The 19,641-nt window shown below is 62.1% G+C and carries 14 protein-coding genes and 1 pseudogene; 7 read left to right on the top strand and 8 right to left on the bottom strand.

Annotation, left to right across the window (positions count from 1 at the left end; translation table 11 throughout):
* Nucleotides 1-12 precede the first annotated feature (12 nt).
* The 4 genes from KEM63_RS10230 to KEM63_RS10215 all read right to left on the bottom strand — a co-directional run bounded on the left by KEM63_RS10230 (nt 13) and on the right by KEM63_RS10215 (nt 5,466).
* Entirely contained in the window at nt 13-2,076 is a 2,064-nt protein-coding gene (locus tag KEM63_RS10230) for a TonB-dependent receptor (protein ID WP_223651329.1), read from the bottom strand.
* A 299-nt stretch (nt 2,077-2,375) separates the two neighbouring features.
* The gene (locus KEM63_RS10225) at nt 2,376-2,666 is read right to left on the bottom strand and encodes a hypothetical protein (protein ID WP_223651327.1); all 291 of its coding nucleotides are present in this window, start codon (nt 2,664-2,666) and stop codon (nt 2,376-2,378) included.
* 212 nt (nt 2,667-2,878) lie between these two features.
* Nucleotides 2,879-3,685 (bottom strand): (2Fe-2S)-binding protein, encoded by an 807-nt coding sequence (locus KEM63_RS10220; protein ID WP_223651325.1) that lies wholly within the window; start codon nt 3,683-3,685, stop codon nt 2,879-2,881.
* Nucleotides 3,682-5,466, bottom strand: coding sequence for an ABC transporter ATP-binding protein (locus tag KEM63_RS10215; protein WP_223651323.1), 1,785 nt, complete (start codon nt 5,464-5,466; stop codon nt 3,682-3,684). The genes KEM63_RS10220 and KEM63_RS10215 overlap by 4 nt, the downstream gene beginning before the upstream one ends.
* Nucleotides 5,467-5,591: 125 nt before the next feature.
* On the opposite strand from KEM63_RS10215, the gene KEM63_RS10210 reads away from it, so the two are divergent.
* From KEM63_RS10210 to KEM63_RS10190, 5 genes and pseudogenes are all read left to right on the top strand, one after another.
* Nucleotides 5,592-6,578 carry an iron-siderophore ABC transporter substrate-binding protein gene (locus tag KEM63_RS10210; RefSeq protein WP_223651321.1) on the top strand — a complete coding sequence of 329 codons (987 nt, stop codon included), beginning with the start codon at nt 5,592-5,594 and terminating at the stop codon, nt 6,576-6,578.
* Nucleotides 6,575-7,612 (top strand): FecCD family ABC transporter permease, encoded by a 1,038-nt coding sequence (locus KEM63_RS10205; protein WP_223651319.1) that lies wholly within the window; start codon nt 6,575-6,577, stop codon nt 7,610-7,612. The genes KEM63_RS10210 and KEM63_RS10205 overlap by 4 nt, the downstream gene beginning before the upstream one ends.
* Complete coding sequence (locus KEM63_RS10200; RefSeq protein WP_223651317.1) at nt 7,609-8,652, top strand: FecCD family ABC transporter permease; 1,044 nt, start codon at nt 7,609-7,611, stop codon at nt 8,650-8,652. Before KEM63_RS10205 ends, KEM63_RS10200 begins: the two co-directional genes overlap by 4 nt.
* Nucleotides 8,649-9,461, top strand: a complete 813-nt coding sequence (locus KEM63_RS10195) for an ABC transporter ATP-binding protein (protein ID WP_223651315.1) — start codon at nt 8,649-8,651, stop codon at nt 9,459-9,461. Before KEM63_RS10200 ends, KEM63_RS10195 begins: the two co-directional genes overlap by 4 nt.
* Before the next feature lie 199 nt (nt 9,462-9,660).
* A pseudogene (locus KEM63_RS10190) lies at nt 9,661-11,722 on the top strand (TonB-dependent siderophore receptor).
* Nucleotides 11,723-11,869: 147 nt separating this feature from the next.
* Here the strand turns inward: KEM63_RS10190 and KEM63_RS10185 are convergent.
* The gene (locus tag KEM63_RS10185) at nt 11,870-13,840 is read right to left on the bottom strand and encodes a PhoX family protein (protein WP_423747788.1); all 1,971 of its coding nucleotides are present in this window, start codon (nt 13,838-13,840) and stop codon (nt 11,870-11,872) included.
* A gap of 151 nt (nt 13,841-13,991) precedes the next feature.
* On the opposite strand from KEM63_RS10185, the gene KEM63_RS10180 reads away from it, so the two are divergent.
* Nucleotides 13,992-15,155, top strand: coding sequence for a glycerate kinase (locus KEM63_RS10180; RefSeq protein ID WP_223651309.1), 1,164 nt, complete (start codon nt 13,992-13,994; stop codon nt 15,153-15,155).
* A gap of 40 nt (nt 15,156-15,195) precedes the next feature.
* Here KEM63_RS10180 and KEM63_RS10175 read toward each other — a convergent pair whose 3' ends face one another.
* Complete coding sequence (locus tag KEM63_RS10175; RefSeq protein ID WP_223651308.1) at nt 15,196-16,245, bottom strand: DNA topoisomerase IB; 1,050 nt, start codon at nt 16,243-16,245, stop codon at nt 15,196-15,198.
* 230 nt (nt 16,246-16,475) lie between these two features.
* Here KEM63_RS10175 and KEM63_RS10170 point away from each other — a divergent pair, with 230 nt between their 5' ends.
* The gene (locus KEM63_RS10170; protein ID WP_223651307.1) at nt 16,476-17,027 is read left to right on the top strand and encodes a CIA30 family protein; all 552 of its coding nucleotides are present in this window, start codon (nt 16,476-16,478) and stop codon (nt 17,025-17,027) included.
* A 30-nt stretch (nt 17,028-17,057) separates the two neighbouring features.
* Here the strand turns inward: KEM63_RS10170 and KEM63_RS10165 are convergent, their stop codons facing one another.
* On the bottom strand, nt 17,058-18,380 hold the full coding sequence (locus KEM63_RS10165) for a substrate-binding domain-containing protein (protein ID WP_223651306.1): 1,323 nt from the start codon (nt 18,378-18,380) through the stop codon (nt 17,058-17,060).
* Between the two features lie 123 nt (nt 18,381-18,503).
* Nucleotides 18,504-19,451 carry an acetamidase/formamidase family protein gene (locus KEM63_RS10160; RefSeq protein WP_223651305.1) on the bottom strand — a complete coding sequence of 316 codons (948 nt, stop codon included), beginning with the start codon at nt 19,449-19,451 and terminating at the stop codon, nt 18,504-18,506.
* Between the last annotated feature and the right edge of the window lie 190 nt (nt 19,452-19,641).

The raw sequence follows: 19,641 nt of genomic DNA, 5'->3' as shown, positions 1-19,641 counted from the left end.
ACGTAGGACAAATTAGAACGAGAAGCGCACCCCTGCAGTCAGGTTGCGCCCTGGTAGCAATACCTCGTCCTTGATGAAGGAGGTGTGTTCGCGTGCCTTTTCGTTCAGCAGATTGTTCGCTTTCAGGTACAGCAGATAACTGGCGTCGCTGACGTCGCCGCTGTAACTCAGCCCGGCGCTGAGCATGTTGTAGCCTTCAGTCTCGCTTTCGAAGGAGGCTAGGCGATCCTGCTGGCGTATGCGATGGAACTGCAGCGAGCCATTGATCGCCGGCGTGAAGCGTTGATTCAGACGAACCCCCAACCGATCGGCGGGAATGCGAGGTAGATCTTCGCCGCCGCTGCGCAGTTCACCTCGAACGTGATCACCGAAGAAGGTCACCGCTGTGCTGGCGGTTGCCTCGAAGCGTACTTCGCCCTCTACACCGGTGAAGATCGCGTCGCGCTGGCGGTACTCGATTTCGCGCAGCTCACCGCCTACGTCACTACCGGTATCGGCTGCGTAGATGAAATCGTCGATGGCGTTGCGGAACAGGCTCACAGTGAACGTGGCCGGACCGGCCAGCTTGCTCAGGGTCAACTCGGCGTTGTACGAGGTCTCTTCGTCGAGGTCGGGGTTGCCCAGCTCCACTGTGCTGGTGGCTGCATGTGGTCCGTTGGCATAGAGCTCTTCGGCGGTCGGCAGGCGCTGAGAGCGCGACAGCCCCAAGCCAAGGGAGTAGTTGGGCCTGAAGGTCCAGACGGCTCCAGCAGAGGCTGATGTTCCCTGGTGCCGTGCGTTGTCCGCCCCGTCGGCGTCGATGTGCTGCCATTCCTGGCGCAAGCCGACTTCGTAGCGCCAGGTTCCGGTGTCGAACTCTTCCAGCAGGAACAGGCCGTGATTCCGCGTCAGCGTATGTGGGACGTACGCTTCTTCGCCGGTGGTCTCGAAGTCGCGGCGCAGCGTCTGGGCGCCGATTACGCCGCGCCAGCCGAGCAGCGAACGGTGGGTCAGTTCGACGCGCGCGTCGGTGGCGTCGTTGCTGAAGCGGGTGCCGACCACACCATTTTCGATTTCATCGTGTTCGTACTGGCTGTGACCGACGCGCACACGCACGGACTCGAACCCGGGCAGCGGTTCGCTGGCCTGGGCGCGCAGGTCCCAGCGCTTGCGCTTCATGTCGACGTAGGGCACTGCCTCATGTTCATGGTCGTGCTCGTGTTCATGCTCGTCTTCATGGCCGGCGTGCTCGTCATGCTCCTCCTCGTGGCCATGCTCGTCGTGGTCGCTGCAATGCCAATCGCGAGGTCCGTGCGTATGGCAGTCAGCGTGTTCATGGAACGGCAGGCCATAGCGGCGGTTCTGTTCGCCATAAGCCAGCCCGATGAAACCGCGGTCGCCGATGAAGCTGCCACCGAGGGTGAATGAGTCGGTGTCGTTGTATGAGCCGGTTTGTTCATCAACCGAGCCGGGGATTTCGTAATCGTCCGTCTTGCGTTTGCTCCCCTCCGCCCTGACGGTGAAGTTGCCGGCCCCGGCAGTTATGCCAAACGCGCCTGCGTGCTCGTTGGCTACGCTGTTGCCGCGCAGCTCCAGGTCGGCCTCGTACCCGTTCTCGGGAATATAGGTGGGGACTTTCCGGTCGATGACGTTGATCACGCCGCCGATGGCGCCGCCGCCATACAGCAGCGCTGCAGGACCCTTGAGTACCTCGATGCGCTCGGCAAGCAGCGGCTCGCTGGTCACTGCGTGGTCGGGGCTGACGGTGGAAGCATCGAGCACATCGACCCCATCGCTGAGCACCTTCACGCGAGCTCCATCGAGGCCGCGTATCACGGGCCGGCCCGCGCCGGCGCCGAAACTGCTTGAACGCAGTCCGGGCAAATGATCGAGGGTCTCGCCGAGGGTCGCCTCTCGCGTCATGACAAGTTCTGTTCCATTCAGTACCTGCGCTGGTACCACCATATCCTGGCTGGGCCGCGCCAGTGCGTTGGCGCTGACGATGACAGGATCGAGCTCGACGGTTTCGGCAAGCGCGCCAGTCGAGAACACGGCGAGACCGATGCCGAGGGCTAGGGGGGTTGGTTTGAGCTTCACGTTGATTCTCCAGACGTGTGACAACAGCCTTCCGAGGCGATGGAAGAGTCAGGCGGGCCGCCAATCGCGACCCGGTCGGGAGATTACAATACGTTATACTATAACTCAAATGTCGCAGCCGGTTGGTGGAGTGGTTGGCTGGCCTCGTCGGGAATGGTCAGCTGCGATTAGGAGAGAGCGTCAGAGGAGGGGCATCGCTGCCAGGCGCGGGTCGCTCACCGAGCGCAGAGGCACCTGGGACAGAGGAGGCCGGATAGGACGTTAGAATGACAACTGCCATGAGGATCGAGCTGAAAGGCTTATTCCGCCGACGGCATCGACTCCGCAGCGCCGCCATGACTCTCGGACGTTTCCATCCCGTCAAGGCTTTCAGGGCTGGTGTCGGCTGCTGGCTGATGCGAAGTAGCCACGAACATAACCGAAAGAATGAGCATGGTTATGCAGATCGCCCGCAGCAGCAGCGACGCCCCGGCGGAGGTAACGTCATCGTCGACTAGTGATCGATGCGACAGGCAGTGCAGGAGCTCCGAAGAACGCCATAGATAGACAGCGATGAGCACCATCGCTATGACAGCCAGGATATTTAGCATGTCGGCCCCTTTTTGAATCAATGTGAGAGTCAGGGGGCTCCATAGCAGAGCGTCCCTTGAAGACTCACTTGTCCGTCTAGAGCGTCACTTTTCCGTTTAGTTCTCTTATTGGTGTAGTTCAGGAAACAAGTGCCTGCCACTGTAAAGACTCTGGTGCACGATGCTCTTGGCCGCGGCGAAGGGGAGGGCCAGGCTGTAGACAGGCGCCGCTGTCAGGCGCTTCGGGCTATTACGCAGGCAGCTTGCAGGCGCTGCTTTCGGTGGACGCCGCAGGTGCCGCAGTGGCCCATATCGGGCAGCAGGTAGGCCAGGCAGCACCCTCTGCGCTGGGGGAAGGCGGTTTGCTGATCGCCAAAACTCACCGGTATCCAGTCGACGAAAGCGCTGGCCTCATTCTGGAAACCTTTCAGCCAGCTTTGCGCGAGTTCGCAGGTAGGGCCTGGTCGGGCCAGGTTCCATACCGCGGCAAAGGGCGCTCCGAGTGCCAGCGCGACGCTGCTCCAGTAGCTACCGGGGCTGACGCCGAGCATCCGTCTGAAGAACGGATACCAGTCAGTGGTCAGCTCGCTCATGCGCGCGACAAACCCCTGCTCATCCACTTCGGTCTGTCCCGCTTCCATGAACCAGCGCAGTTGCCGTTGTCCATCCTGCTCGACCGGAACGACAAAAATCTGCTCGGCCGTCGGAAGGCCGACGCGGCCATCTCGAAAAAGCCGCAGAGCAAGCGGGGCTAGCAGGCTCAACGCCAGATCCTGATGCAGGACCGAGTGGTACGCCCGCTGGAGCCTTGCGCTACTCGCGGCGGGATAGTGCTGGCGGACCTGGCCTGCCAGCAAGTCGGGCGTCTCCATGCACTGGGCCAACGAAAACAGCCTGCGTTGACCCTCATGGATAGGCTGCATTGCGAGCGCCTGAGACAGGATCAGCTCCGCATCGAGCGTGTCATGGGCGAGTCTCTGCCAGTAGCGGTCGCGCCATGAATCGGCTCGAGCACATGCATGCAGGCCGCTATGGATCATGCAAACCCCGTCTGCACTTTCCACTGCGAGCTGTACGCGCCGTTATTGTCCACCAGCGTGGCATGATTGCCCTGTTCAACCACGCGGCCGTTATCGACCACCAGAATCGAGTCTGCGTCGACGATGGTGGAGAGACGGTGTGCGATGACGATAACGGTGCGGTTATGGCCAATGCGTTTCAGCGATCGCTGGATGGCCGCCTCGGTTTCGTTGTCGACGGCACTCGTCGCTTCGTCAAGAACCAGGATCGGCGAATCCTTCAGCAGCGCGCGAGCCAGCGACAGACGCTGACGTTGTCCACCGGACAGACGCGCGCCACGTTCCCCCACGAGCGTATCCAGGCCTTGCGGCAACGCGTCTATGAACGACCAGGCTTCAGCTGTCTTTGCCGCTTCGATGATCTCACTGTCGGTCGCATCCGGCCGCCCGTAGACCAGGTTTTCCCGTACTGTCCCTTCGAACAGGTAGACGTCCTGACTGACCAGCCCGATGCAGCTGCGAAGCGACTGCAGACTGACCGCCCGGATTGGCTGTCCATCCACGAGGATGTCCCCTTGAGTGGGTTCGTAGAATCGCAGGAGAAGCTTGATCAGCGTGGATTTACCCGACCCTGTCGCACCGACAAGCGCCAGAGTATCCCCGGCGGCGATGTTGAAACTGATGTTCTCGATCCCGGCTTTGGCCCCTGGATAGATGAAACTCACGTTGCGAAATTCGACGTTGCCGCGCACCGGTGCTGGCAGGGTCTGGTTGCTCTCGTCATGAGTGAGGACCGGCTCTTCGAGCAGATTCAGAATCCGCCGCGTACTGGCCATGGCGCGCTCAAACAGGTCTATCAGCGACGCCAGGCCCGTCATGGGCCACAGCAGGCGTTGCGTCAGGAAAACCAGTACGCCGTAGGCGCCGACATTCAGCGTTCCATCCAGCGCCATCATGCCGCCGACGGTAAAGGTCGCCAGGAAGCCGGCCAGTACCGCCATGCGTATCACCGGGATGAACGCGGAGCTGATGCGAATGGCTTTGCGGTTAGCCTCCAGATAGGCCTCACTGCTCGCCTTGAGTCGCTCGGCCTCGCGGCCTTCTGCAGTGAAGCTCTTGATGGTAGCGATACCACCGAGATTGTTGGTCAGCCGGGTGGAAAGATCGCCCACCTTGTCACGCACGTCCGCGTACAGCGGGCCCGCCTTGCGCTGGAAATAGAAGGTGCCCCAGATGATGAGCGGGATAGGGGAGAAGGCCAGCAGCGCAACCAGCGGGGAGATAATGAAGAACACCGCGCCCACGGCGACGACAGTAACGACGAGCTGGACCACAGCATTCGCGCCGCCGTCCAGAAAGCGTTCCAGCTGATTGACATCATCGTTCAATGTGGCCACCAGCTGCCCCGAACTTTGCGATTCGAAGAAGCTCATGTCCAGCCGCTGGGCGTGCTCGTAGGTGTCCTGGCGCAGCTCGGACTGCAGCCGCTGGGCGAGATTGCGCCAGAGTATCTGGTACAGGTATTCGAACAGCGACTCGCCAGCCCAGATGAAGAAGGTCAGCACCGCCAATACAGCGATCTGCTGCTGCGCCGTCTCGAAACCCAGCCGGGCAACGAAACTCTGTTCCTGGTTGACGACAACGTCGATCGCCACACCGATCAGAATTTCGGGCGCAATATCAAACAGCTTGTTCATGACAGAACAGAGACTGGCGGTAATGATCTGGCGACGGTATCCGCGCGCATAGCGCAGCAGGCGTCCAAGCGCAGCGAAGCTGCTTGTGTGGGTCTGGTTGCTCATCCTTTGCCTTGACTGAATGCGTGGTGTGCGAAGAGGTGCAAAGGTTAGCGGCTTGGTGCTAAAGTTTAAAGCGAATTATTATCATCTAGATTCGTCAAAGCTAACCTCGCTGCGAGAAGGACGTCATGGCCCGAATTTCTACCGTTTCGTTGCTGCTGTGCTCCATGGTGCTGGTTGCGCCCATTGCGTGTGCGCAGGATTCCGGATTCCCTGTAGTCATCCATCACGCCTTCGGAACCACCACCGTCACCGAACGACCGGAGCGGGTGGCGACCGTGGCGTGGGCCAATCACGAGGTTCCGCTGGCTCTGGGCGTGGTGCCGGTCGGCTTCGCTGCAGCTGGCTTCGGCGACGATGATGGGGACAGTGTGCTGCCCTGGGTGGACGCCAGACTGGATGAGCTGGACGCGGCGGTACCGGTGCTATTCGACGAAGGCGACGGCATCGACTTCGAAGCGGTCGCGGCGACCCGGCCGGATGTCATCCTCGCTGCGTATTCCGGTCTCAGTCGCGCCGATTACGAGACGCTCAGCCGCATTGCGCCAGTGGTCGCCTACCCGAGCTCGCCCTGGTCCACCGGCTGGCGTGAAATGATTGCCCTCAACAGCGCCGCCCTGGGTATGCAGGAGGAGGGCGCCGCGCTGATCGATCGCCTCGAGGCGCAGATAACTGATGCCGCTGCGAGCCATCCTGAGCTCGAAGGCAAGTCTGCCATGTTCATCACGCACCTGGACCCGACCGATCTGAGCGTTCTGCCTTTCTATTCTGCAAACGACACCCGGGTCAGCTTCTTCGATGACCTCGGCATGCACTCGCCCGAGAGCGTGAAGAACCTCACGGGGAAGAATCAGTACGCCGGTTCGGTCAGTGTCGAGCAGATCGATCTGTTTGACGATGTCGATATCTTGGTCACCTATGGCGACAGCTCTCTTCTTGCACCGCTGCAGGCCAATCCGCTTCTGTCGCGGATGCCGGCGATAGAGCGCGGATCGGTGGTGCTGCTCGGCCATGGACCGTTTGCCACGGCGGCCTATCCCACCCCGCTGTCGATTCCTTTTGTGCTCGATGATTATGTCGACGCGCTCGCTGACGCAGCGCGCAGAGCAGAATGACGGCACCGGCTGCCACTGCCCCGGCTCTGGCTCGCGAGCCTAAGCAGCTAGGCAAATGGCTCGGTCTGGTGGCGATAATCGTACTGCTGCTTGCCCTCTGTACGTTGTCCATCGCAGTCGGCACGCGCGAGGTATCCTGGGCAGAAATCGTCGCCGCGCTGCAGGGCAGGGCTGACACGATCGGTGAAGCCGCCGTATCGATGCGCATTCCACGGACGATTCTGGCGGTAGTGGCTGGCAGTGCGCTGGGCCTCGCCGGCGCGTTGTTGCAGGGGATCACCCGCAACCCTCTGGCGGACCCCGGTATTCTCGGCATCAACCTCGGCGCATCATTCGCGGTAGCCATAGGGCTCGCCTGGTTCGGGATGGCCATGGCCCATGCCTACCTGTGGACCGCTATCCTCGGAGCGGGGCTGACAGCCATCTTTGTGTACAGCATCGGCTCCCTGGGTCGTGGCGGTGCCACACCGCTGAAGCTTGCCCTGGCCGGTGCAGCGACGTCGGTGGCATTGTCCTGTCTGACCATAGCGGTGGTACTGCCGCGAAACGATATCGCCGGCAGCGTCCGCTCGTGGCAGATCGGCGGGGTCGGTGGCGCCACCTACGACACGCTGCAACTGGTCGGTCCGTTTCTGCTGGTCGGTTTCGTGATCAGCCTGCTCTCCGCGCGCAGGCTGAACACGCTGGCATTGGGCGACGATCTGGCCGCCGGGCTCGGCGAGAAGGTGGCGTTCGCCCGCGGCAGCGCCGGAGCGGGCGCGATTCTCCTGTGTGGCGCAACTACCGCAGCCTGCGGCCCGATCGGGTTCGTCGGGCTCGTCGTGCCGCATATGTGCCGTCTGCTGGCGGGCATTGATCATCGCTGGCTGTTGCCGTTCTCTGCGCTGGGCGGGGCGAGCCTGCTGTTGCTGGCTGATGTACTGGGCCGCGTCATCGCCAGGCCGGGCGAACTCGCGGTCGGTGTGATAACCGCGTTCGTTGGCGCGCCGTTCTTCATCTGGATCGTCAGGCGGCACAGGGGCCGGGAGCTGTGAGCGCCGCGCTGTCCGGTCTGCATACCCGCGTGCGGCAGGGCCGTCAGCGACGGGCCCGCGCGTGGCTGGGCGTGGTGACCTTTCTGTCTCTTATCCTGATTCTCGGCGTGGCGGTTACGTTGATGCTGGGGCAGTCGTTTACGCCACCGCAGGACGTCCTGCGGGTGCTGCTCGGTGAGAACGTGCCGGGCGCCAGTTTCACCGTCGGCGAGCTGCGTCTGCCCAGGGCGGTACTTTCAGTGCTGGTGGGGCTGAGTTTCGGTCTCGGCGGGGTGGCATTTCAGATCTTGCTGCGCAACTCCCTGGCCAGCCCCGACATCATCGGCGTCAGTTTCGGCGCAAGCGCTGCGGCGGTGTTCGCGATCGTCATCCTTCAGCTCGATGGCGCGGCCGTCTCGGTTTTTTCAGTCGCTGCAGGGCTTGGGGTGGCGCTGCTGATATACGGTCTGGCCTACCGCGACGGCGTAGCGGGTTCACGCCTGATCCTCATCGGTATCGGTACATCGGCGATGATCGAAAGCTTCATCGCCTACATCCTCTCCCAGGCGCCTGCCTGGGATCTGCAGGAAGCCATGCGCTGGCTCACGGGCAGCGTCAACGCCGCACAGCTGGACCAGGCGTGGCCCGTCCTGATTTCTCTGCTCCTGTTCGGCGGTGTGCTGCTGAGCCGAGGCCGTGACCTGGACGCCCTGCGCATGGGGGATGACGCTGCGGCTGCGCTCGGTGTGCGGGTCGGTTCCACGCGGCTGACAGTGATCGTCTGCGCTGTGTGCATGATCGCAGTGGCAACCGCGGTCACCGGACCGATCGCCTTTGTCGCCTTCCTTTCCGGTCCGATCGCGGCGCGGATCATCGGGCCCAACGGCTCGCTTCTAATCCCCTCGGCTCTGGTTGGCGCCTGCCTGGTGCTGATTGGCGATTACATCGGGCAGTTCCTGTTGCCCAGCCGTTATCCGGTGGGAGTCGTCACCGGCGCGCTGGGTGCGCCCTATCTGATCTACCTCATCATTCGCGTGAATCGCAGAGGAGCGTCGTTATGACTGTCGCGCATCGCCTGGTAGTCGAAAACTTGTCTGCGGGGTATGGCGAACGGACGATCCTCGATCAACTGGATCTGGTCATAGAGCCAGGCCTCATCACCTCGATTGTCGGGGCCAATGCCTGTGGCAAGTCCACGTTGCTGCGCACCGTTTCGCGCCTGTTGTCTCCCTCCCGCGGCCAGGTGTTGCTGGATGGCAAATCGGTGCATCGTCGTCCGACTCGTGAGCTGGCGCGCACATTGGGCCTACTGCCGCAGTCGCCGCTGGCACCGGACGGCATCACGGTAGCTGATCTGGTCAGCCGCGGCCGTCACCCTCACCAGGGTCTCATGTCACGCTGGAGTCGTGAGGATGAAGACGCAGTGGTTGGAGCTCTGGAGGTCACCGGCACGACCGGTCTCGCCGACCGGGAGGTGGACGAACTATCCGGCGGACAGCGTCAGCGCGTGTGGATTGCCATGGCCCTGGCGCAGGGTACGGATGTCCTGTTGCTGGACGAGCCCACAACCTTTCTCGATGTGAGCCACCAGGTTGACGTGCTCGATCTGCTGACCGACCTCAACCGCAGCCGAGGCACGACCATCGTCATGGTGCTACACGATCTCAATCTGGCGGCTCGATACTCGGACCGACTGGTAGCGATGCAGGCCGGGCGTCTCTTCGCTCACGGGGCTCCTGAAGAGGTGCTGAGAGAGGAAGTCGTGCAATCCGTGTTTGGCCTGCGCAGCCGGGTCATAGCCGATCCTGTCTCAGGCAAGCCGATGATGCTGCCGATCGGTCGTCATCGGCTGGCAGCGGATTTGCTCTAATCTAAAGCGTAATGCATACGATTCTCATTATTGACAGCAGCGCAGCGACTGCCACAGAATGTCTCGCCTTTGCGATGGACCCTCGCTCGAGGATTCAAGGCTGCTGTTAAGTCATTGAGGATACGGAAATGAGACAGAACGAATCAGTGCCTGGGCTGGCACGCACACCCCGTCAACGCAGCAGGGGCCAAGCGCTCATATGCTGCTTCCCCCTGATTGCCGCTTCGATGTACGGGCACGCTCAAGCTGTCCAGGGTGACACTGGCTCGAGTGGTGTCTACCGGCTATCCCCGGTCATCGTCAATGCACAGGCCTACACCGATGACGACGCGAATTCTGTGGTAGCGCAGGAGCTCTGGGTTGGCGGCAAGGTGGCAACGAGTATTCTTGATACGCCTGCGTCGGTCTCTGTCATTACCGAAAAGGAAATCGAGCAGCGCGACGCGAAGACCACCGAAGAAGTATTGCAATACACCCCCGGCGTGATTACCGACTTCTACGGCACCGATGATCGCAACGACTATTTTCAGATTCGCGGATTTCAGGCTACGACCTACCGTGACGGCCTCACCCTTGGATCGATGCGCGGCGTGCGCGAAGAGCCGTTCGCCTACGAGCGGGTAGAAGTGCTGCGCGGCGCCAACTCAACGCTTTTCGGCCCGGCTGATCCCGGTGGCTCGGTCAACTTTGTCAGCAAGCAGCCTAAATTCAAGCGCTTCGGGGAAGGTTATCTGACCTATGGTTCGTTTGATCGGAAGGAGGCCGGAATCGATGTGGGCAATGCGCTGAATGCCGACGAGACATTGGCCTATCGCCTGACCGGAAAGGTTCAGGACAGCGAACGCGAGTATGATCATTCGCAGGATGACGACGAGTTCGTCATGGGCGGCCTGACATGGGAGCCGACGGCCTATACCTCTGCAACGCTGATCGCGGACTATCTCAACCGTGACACCACGCCCAATAGCGGTGGTTATCCGCTGGACCGGGAATACGACCGCAGCAACTTCTACGGTGAACCGGAGTTCAACTATCACGACGTCGAGCGCAGCAGCATCACCGGTCTGTTCACGCACGATTTCGACAACGGTCTGGTGCTGCGCAGCAACCTGCGTTACAGCGATCTGACTGACGATTTTGGTTATGTCTATCTCTCCGATTCCGCTGCCCGCACCGGCACGGTGATCGGGCGTGATTATTTCGGAACCAGCAGCGAAGCGCAGGAAGTGATCGGCAATATCATGGGTCTATACGATGCTCGCTTCGACGGTATCGACAGCAGCACGCTGGTGGGCATCGAATACCGTGATGCGTCCACCGAAGACAGCTCCTTCTACGGAAATACCGCGCCTATCGATGTCGCCGCCCCGCAGTACAGCGGAGCGCCCACCAATCTGACACCCTATAGCCGCAACAAGCAGGATTACACCACCCGCTCGGCTTTCCTTACGCAGAATCTCGCTTTCCAGGACCGGTTCATCGTCACCGCGGGCGTTCGCAACGACAACATGGATCTGTCCAGCAGAGACATTACCAATGTCACGGCGTCGGACGATTTCTCCGAAACCTCGTACCGCGGTGCGCTGACTTATCGAATCAACGACGAGATCTCAACCTACGTCAGCATGGTCGAATCGGTCGCCCCGCCTACCATTGGGGTAAACCCGGAGCGGGGTGAACAATACGAGATGGGCATAAAGTACTCCCCGGCCACGATCAACGCGCTGTTCTCCGCGGCAGTCTACGATCTGAACAAGGATGACGTGACCATCGCAGTGGTCCAGGACAATGGCAGCATTGATCGGCAGACCATCGGCGAGTCGCGTGTGCAGGGCCTGGACCTGGAGGCGCGTGCCGAGCTAACGGACACCATCAGCCTGTCCGGTGGATACTCCTACATGGAGTCGGAAGTGGTGCGCGGCACCTTGCGCAATGGCCTGTCGATCAAGGGTAACGAGTTCACCGCCGCGCCGAAGCACTCCGCCTCGCTCTGGAGTTACTACACCTTGCCCGCCTCGGGGATGAGCTTCGGCCTCGGTGCTCGTTATACCGGCTCGTACTATTTCGATGCGGCGAACACGGCCGAAAGCGAGTCGGCCACGCTGTTTGATGCCGCGTTCAGCTACGAGATCGGCCAGGGCACAGAGGTGGCGGTCAATGTCAGCAACCTCTTCGACGAGCAGCACGTCGTCGGGTCTGGCACTGCCGACTATTACAATCCCGGCAGAGAGATAAAGGCGACGCTTAGCTACGGATGGTGAGCTGAGTCCGGCCGATTCTGTCGGCGAAAGCATCTCCAGGCTTCGGATAGCGATCACCGTCGACCGCGCTCCGAAGCTCTCCGCCTGGCTCACCTGGGGTGGGCTGATGCACTGTACCCACCCGGCGTTGCGCTGGTGTCATCATCGTCAACTCCCTATCACACCCCGATCGTTTCGCTCGATCACCACCGTGGTGGATCTGGGACGCGTGACGCCATCGCTGGCCGGATAGCTGAGCGCCGGATGCTGCACATTGACCCACATCGTCCGGTAGTCCGGCGTCCAGGTGATGCCGGTTATCTCGGCACCACGCGGCCCCACCAGGAAGCGTCGTACCTCACGGCTGCTAGGGTCCGCGCAGAGCATCTGATTGCAACCGGTGCGCTGGGTATGGGGCGCGTCGTCATCGGAGTCGGTGAGAATCCACAGCCGGCCCGCACCATCGAATGCCAATCCATCCGGAGAGGAGAAGATGTCTCCCCTGATGTCGCCTGTGAGGTGGTCAGGAACCGGTTCGCCGTCGGCATCCAGAGCACCCGGGCGATCGCCGGCGAGCAGAAATAGTTGCCAGGTAAACCGGGTCGCGGCAACGTCGCCCTCCGCTTCGTGCCAGCGCAGGATCTGGCCGTGTTCGTTATGCGGCCGCGGATTGGCTGCATCCACCGGAAACCGCTCGCCACGTTCGGTGTTGTTGGTCAGCGTCACGTAGACTTCGCGTGTTTGGGGGGGAACCGCAACCCACTCCGGTCGGTCCATCGGCGTGGCGCCGGCAACATCGGCGGCACCGCGCGCGTTCAGCAGTACCGCGGCCTGGTCGGCGAAGCCGCGTTCCGGCGTCAGTCCGTTTTCACCCCAGCGAAGCGCCAGCCAGGTGCCACGTCCGTCGCTGTCGAAGCGCGCGGCATACAGGGTCCCCTCGTCCAGCAGCGTTCGGTTGGCCTCCGGTTGCTCGGGCTCATAACGACGTGAAGGCACGAACTTGTACACATACTCGCCGCGGGCATCATCGCCGGAGTAGACGGCAATGCGACCCCGTTCGTCCATGGCCACCGTCGCACCCTCTCTCCCGAGTCGACCCATTGCCGTTCGCTTCACAGGCGTGGCGTCGGGATCGAACGGATCCACCTCCACGACCCAGCCGAAGCGGTTGGGCTCGTTGACGTGGCCGGCATGTGGTGCATCCGGATCCGGGGTGGCGTCGAATCGGATATCCACTGATTCCCAGCCGTAATACCTGCTGTTCCGGCCATTGCCGACCCCATAGCGGGCGTGCGCAGGGCGAGCGGCATGGTCAGCCTTGTCGCGATTGACGAAATAGTTGTGGAAGTTTTCCTCGCACGCCAGATAGGTGCCCCAGGGCGTCACGCCCATGGAACAGTCGTTCAGGGTCCCGAGCACCGTTGCACCCTGCGGATCGCTGGCGGTGCGCATCTGCACATGGCCGTTCAGCGGGCCGGCGATACGTATCGGTGTGTTTGCGGTGATGCGCCGGTTGAATGCAGAGTCGGCGACACGTTGCCATCCCCGCTCGGCATGCCTGCGGATTTCTATCAGGCTCAGACCGTGGGCCGCCTGCTCCTTGCGCACCTGATCGGGCGGCCGTCGAACCAGACCTGCATCGTCTTCATCGAACCCGAACCCGTCGCCATGCAGGGTAGGGTTCACATACTCGTGATTGACGACCAGCACACCGTGACTATCGGGCGCGTCAGGGAAGGGAAAGAAATGCATGCCATCGTGATTGTCTCCGGCTTGAAGCAACTGGTCGCCGGCGCCGTTGGACGCGTCGGGGCGCCAGGCTGGCGCGTGCGCGAGGACAGGATCACCCCAGCGAAAGAAGGCGGTAGCGGTGTAGCCGGGTGGCACGATGACCGCGTCGAAGGTGTCCGATGTCTGCGCCGCCACGCCCTCGAAGCCAAGCAGCGCGTCCCCGGTTGCTGCGGCAACCGAGCGCAGCAGGGGGCTGGGCAGGAAGCCAGCGCAGGCGAGAAAGAGGCCGCACTTCAGAACGTTGCGCCTGCTCCGATCGACGACCTGGTCCAGTGGCTCGTTGGCTGACGGATTGATCGTCCGGTCATCACACTCCTCGAGCATCTGATTGAAGTCGTTGTTCTGCATCATCTACTCCTGAACGCGGGACTAGACAGTGTAATGTATGTCCGCCCGGCACGATCTTCACGTGGAACCCCATTCCGGCGGAATACTGCGCGTGGGGCGCCCCGTCCGCCTGTCTATAATCGGCTGGCGGTCACGGAGCAGTGGAGCCTTCATGAAAATTGTCATCGCCCCCAATTCGTTCAAGGACTGCCTGAGCGCTTCCGACGTCGCCGGTGCTATCGCAAGCGGTTTGAAGGAGGTCTTCCCAGAGGCTGAACTGATGCAATGCCCGATGGCCGACGGGGGAGAAGGCACGCTCGACGCCGTGCTCTGTGCAATGGCCGGCGAACGTCGTACTGCCAGCGTCAGCGGACCTCTTGGAGAAACGGTGACCGCGCGGTGGGGGTGGCTGCCTGAGAGCAAGACCGCCATCGTCGAGATGGCCGAGGCGAGCGGGTTGCAGCTGGTGCCGGGCGGCCGCCGCGATGCATGCCGGAGTACCACCCGAGGTACCGGCGAGCTGATCCTGGCCGCGCTCGAAACGGGCGCCCGCAATATTGTGCTTACCGCCGGCGGCAGCGCCACCAACGATGCTGGCGCAGGTATGTTGAAGGCGCTGGGCGTACGCTTTCTCGACGCAGAGGGCCAGCCTCTGCCCCCTGGGGGCCTTGCACTGGGTTCGCTGAGCCGCATCGAGCTCGCCGGGCTCGATCCACGCCTGCATGGCGTGCACTTTCAGCTCGCTGCCGACGTGAATAATCCGCTGTGCGGGCCGCGGGGCGCATCCTTCACCTTTGGCCGGCAGAAAGGCGCTACCGCGGACCAGATGGTAGCCCTGGATCAGGCGCTGCAGCACTTTGCCAGCTGCAGTGCGGCGGCCCTGGGTGAATGCCATAGCGATGTGCCGGGTGCCGGTGCTGCCGGTGGGCTTGGCTTTGCCGCCCACGCGTTTCTGGGTGCGACCTTCCGGCCCGGGGTCGAGGTGGTCGCGGAGATGGTTTGTCTCTCATCCCGTCTGGCCGCAGCGGATCTGGTCATAACCGGGGAGGGGTGCTGCGACGCGCAAACGCTGCAGGGCAAGACGCCCCTTGGGGTAGCCCGGCTGGCCCGCGAACACGATGTGCCTGTGGTCGTTCTGGCGGGGACCCTCGGGGAGGGTTACGAGGCGCTCTACGCCCATGGCATTGACGCGGCGCTGGCGCTTACGCCCGGCCCCATGACGCTGGAAGCGGCCTGTAGTCAGGCCCCGGAACTGCTTCGGCAGCGGGCGCGGGACATCGGCCGGCTGTTGCGTCTCGGCGGTCGACTGGGTCTGAGCGAAGTGAGGCGAGACTGACGCTCGCCAGCTGTCCGATCAACCCGCGGTTGAGGTCCGCCTAACTCGCCTTCGCCTTGTCCGCGTCTTCGGCTGCCAGCCGCTCCAGAAACATTGCCAGTGCCACTTCTTCGGCCTTCAGTCCCTTGCGTACCCTCGGCCTGGGCAGTGTCGATAACGATCCCAGCGTGAAGTGCTCGAGCACGGCGGGATGGATGTAGCACTTGCGGCAGACGGCAGGCGTGTTGCCCAGCTGCTTGGCGACGTCCTTCACCATGGCCACGACATGTCGTTTTGCGTCCGATTCCGGTTGCCACTCCAGCTCGCGGAGCACCGCCAGCGCCATCGCGGTCCCAGCCCAGGTGCGGTAATCCTTGGCTGTGAAGTCGGCGCCGGTGAGGATGTGCAGATAGGCGTTCACGTCGGAAGAGCTCACGGTATGGCGGTTGCCGTCCTCGTCGAGGTATTGAAACAGATTCTGCCCAGGCAGCTCCTGACACCGCTTCACCACGCGGGCAAGGCGCCGATCCTTAACACTGATCTGGTGTTCGACTCCGCTCTTGCCTCGGAACTGGAACTTGATTTCGCTACCCTTTATGTCCACGTGGCGGGTGCGCAAGGTGGTCAGTCCATAGGATTTATTCTCCTTGGCGTACTGCGTATTGCCGACGCGAATCAAGGTAGCATCCAGCAGCATCACTACCGTTGCCAGAACCTTTTCTCGGGTGAATCCAGGCTGGGCGATCTGTGCTTCTAGCTGCTTGCGCAGTTTCGGCAGAGCCTTCCCGAACGCCTGCAGGCGGGTGTATTTATCGGTATCGCGAACTTCTCGCCAGCGCGGATGATAGCGATACTGCTTGCGTCCGCGGGCGTCACGGCCGGTGGCCTGTAGATGGCCACGCGGGTCGGCGCAGATCCATACGTCGGTGTAGGCGGGCGGCACCGCCAACGCATTGAGGCGTTTGATCTCCTGCGCATCGGTGATGCGCTGGCCATCGGGGTTGAAGTACTGGAATTTGCCTCTGACCTTCCTGCGGCGGATCCCGGGCTGGGTGTCATCAACGTAATGCAAATCGCGAGGCAGGTCGGCGAGCAGCGCGAGATCGGGCATCGGCAAAGTCCTTCACAGCAGTCGGTCGGCTATAGTCCATTGACCGCAGCATGTTGCGCTCGTGCCGGACGGATCGAACAAAGAATGCGTGGCCGGTACAACTCGCACAGGCATCACTTGTCCAGACGTCGGCTATTGTTGACGCAGTCGACTGACTTCACACAGCGCAGGAGGATGATCATGCCTTATGAGATCGCACCCGATAGGCCGCCTGGGGAGGCGCCAACTCCATGAGCGATTGCCCTGCGACTCGCCGCACGACAATCGGACCGGTTCAGCTGATCGATGTCTATCAGGCTCAACCAGGCGAGCCATCGCCATGGGTGGCTATCAGTGATCAGGTCATGGGGGGTCTATCTACCGCCGCGGTGCACGCTGGCGAGCGTAACGGCTCGGCCTGCTCGTGCCTGTCAGGTCGCACGCGGCTGGAGAACAACGGCGGGTTCGTGCAGATGAAGCTCGAGATCGATCCGCACTGGCACGGCAGCGAATACAGCGGGCTGTTCATCGAACTGTGCGGCGCGGTGCACGATTACAACCTCAACATCAAGACCACCCAGCTGGACAGACCGTGGCAATCATTCCGCCACACCGTATCGGTTGGGCCGCAATGGACACGGTTTATCGTGCCGTACGCACAATTGACTGCGCATCGCACTGACGTTGAGCTGGATCCGGCTCGAATCCGCAGCGCAGCCGTCGTCGCCATTGGTTCGGCATTCGATGTCGATGTCTGCGTACGACGCTTCGGCTTCTTTCACCGAATCGACGTCCCGGACTGATCGAGCTGGAAAGCGTGAACGGGTCAGGCTTCAGCGCTGAACCCACACTTCAACGCGTCCGTTGCGCTGGGCGCCGGTTTCGCCTCCGGCCGAACCTACGGGCATGTAATGGCCGTAGCCGGTATGGCCCTGCACCACGGTGCCCATCTCGCGCAGTGCCTTTCTGACGGACAAGGCGCGCACCTCAGAGATCATCTGCGCGTGCAGTTCGTTGTTCTGCTTGTCGGCAAAGCCGATCAGCATCAGATCGCTGCCGCTTTTCCCACTTTGCATGAGAAATTGCTGAACGCGCTGCAGGTCCCGGTTCGCCTTGTTGTCCAGTTTGGTATGCCCCTCGGCGAAGCGAAAGTTGACGGACAATCGCTGATAGCGCTCGGTTAGCCGCTTGAAGGTGTCCGGCACGCTGGCGTCCTGCACAGGGTCGACGGCAAACGGGTTCTGTGAAAAGAACCCTGAAGCGGCCACGATCTCCTGTCCGGCCTGGCTCTGGGCGTACTCGATAAAAGCCTGACTCAGCGAATCAGGCGTCGTCCCGGGTGTGTAGAGATAGAGACGGCGAGACAGGGGATAATCTTCTGTCGCGACCGACAGTTTGCTGGGTTTGAGCGCGGGCGCGGTGCCGTCCGAAATCGCCAGCAGCTTGCTGGCGCCCGCCGAGGCGAAGCCGGCAAATCCGATGCCGGCCGGATCCCGGCTGACGTCCGCAGACAGTTGATCGTTGGATTCGTAGCGCAGTGCCGAACCGGTGAGGTTGTACCTGCCTGCCAGTACCAGATCCTTGAAGGTATCCCAGGTGCCGGACCGATCATCGCGCGCGTATACCCTGATCGCGAGATCAGGACCCCCGACAGCTGACCAGTTGCTGATGTCGCCGGCAAAAATCTGCGCCAGGGTTTCGATGCTGAGTTGCTCCACCGGGTTGCTTGGATGCACCAGGATCGCCAGTCCGTCGATGGCAATGATGTGTTCACTGTCCGCGCTGGTCATGTCGGCCCGGCTCGCCATCGCTTCTGCTTCATCATGCTTGATCCGCCGGGACGCTGCCCAGATGTCGGCGGTTCCGGCCTGCATCGATGTGAACCCTGTGCTCGTGCCGTGTGCAGCCACCAACACGGAAATCGGCATGCCATTCCGGGTGGCGCCGAGCACGGCTTCGTTTTCCATGCCGGTAGAGGTTGAGCCAACCGTCGATCCGGTCAGCTGTTCCAGAAAACCCGTCATCAACATCGGTGCCAGCGTCGCACCGATGGTGTTGGAGCCGTGGATCTCCAGATCGTGAGCGGACGCCAGGCAAGGTAACAGGAGCAGAGCGGACAGCAGATGACGCAGGGGACGGCGGCAGACAGGGTGCATCGGTGTTCTCGTACGGTCGGGAAGTCAGATTGGCCTGACACTGTGCGATATGAAAATGTCATTCATATGACATGACCGTGAGCGAAGCTGGAAAGGGTGAAGGTGCAGTGTCTCAAGTGTTATTTAGTCGAAGACCATGCGAGGCATGTAGAACGCCACCACCACATTGGGCAGGTCGACAATCTCGGTGACGCGCAGATCGCCGCATACCGAACACAGCATGTAGGCCTGTTCGGCGGGCACGCGCTGGGTGGCGGTGAGCCAATCGATCGCACCGCTGACTGCGTCGCGGGCGGCTTGCAGCAGGTCGGGGCCCACGCCGGTGAAGACGTCGTATCCGGCGCCATCGATATGGCGGGTCACCGGCCCGGCAGTACTGAAGCGGGGCATGGCCAGAGGCGTCTGCTTGATCAAATCAAGCTTGACGGTCACGTTCATCGCGCTTTCGATGGCCGTACCGCACACCTCGCCGTCGCCCTGCGCAGCGTGGGTGTCCCCGATCGAAAACAGCGCACCGGCTACCTCGACGGGAAGGTAGAGCGTGCTGCCGGCGCATAGATCGCGCGTGTCCAAATTGCCGCCAACGCGTCGAGGGGGGATGACCGAGTGATTACCCGGCGCTGCTGGTGCGACACCAAGGGTGCCGGCGAAGGGCCGCAATGGAATTCGGGCGTAGGTACCGAAGGCTGCCGGCGCCTGGACCTCGCGATCATAGCTCCAGAGCTGCAGCGCAGGCCTGCTGAACTGGTCGGCAAGCAGCCCGAATCCAGGAATGATGGCTGTCCAGCCGAAGCCGGAAGGAGCGAAGCTGTCCAGCGTGACGGCCAGGATGTCACCCGGCTCGGCGCCGTCCACGAAGACCGGGCCGGTCAAGGGATTTGCCCGGTCCGCGGCCAGACTGCGGACCGTATCGGCCGTAGAGTCCGGCCGGAAGTGCCCGTTGCCGGCGTCCAGACACTGCAGCTCGAGTGTGCTGCCCGGCTCGATGCGAGCTGTCGGTGCGTGGCTGTTGTCCCAGCCCAGATGGTGGCAATGGCTATGAATGGTCTTTATCGGTGAGCGTCTGCTCATGGGTGGCTCCGTCATGTGCTATGCGGTGGCGCGCCTGAGCTGTCCGGTGTGGCGCCACTGAACAGACACGCGTGCAAGCGCGTCAGGTCACCTCAGCATAGACAGTCGTGTCGCGCTGCCGCAGCCGGACGGACTGTCGGCATGCCGCTAGGTGTTTGCCGGACCGATTGCTACAATCGGCGCCTCTTTT

It is taken from the genome of Halopseudomonas nanhaiensis (genome assembly GCF_020025155.1).
Taxonomy (GTDB): Bacteria; Pseudomonadota; Gammaproteobacteria; order Pseudomonadales; family Pseudomonadaceae; genus Halopseudomonas; species Halopseudomonas nanhaiensis.
Note: the sequence above shows the minus strand (reverse complement) of the source record. Positions and strands in the feature narration are given on the sequence as shown.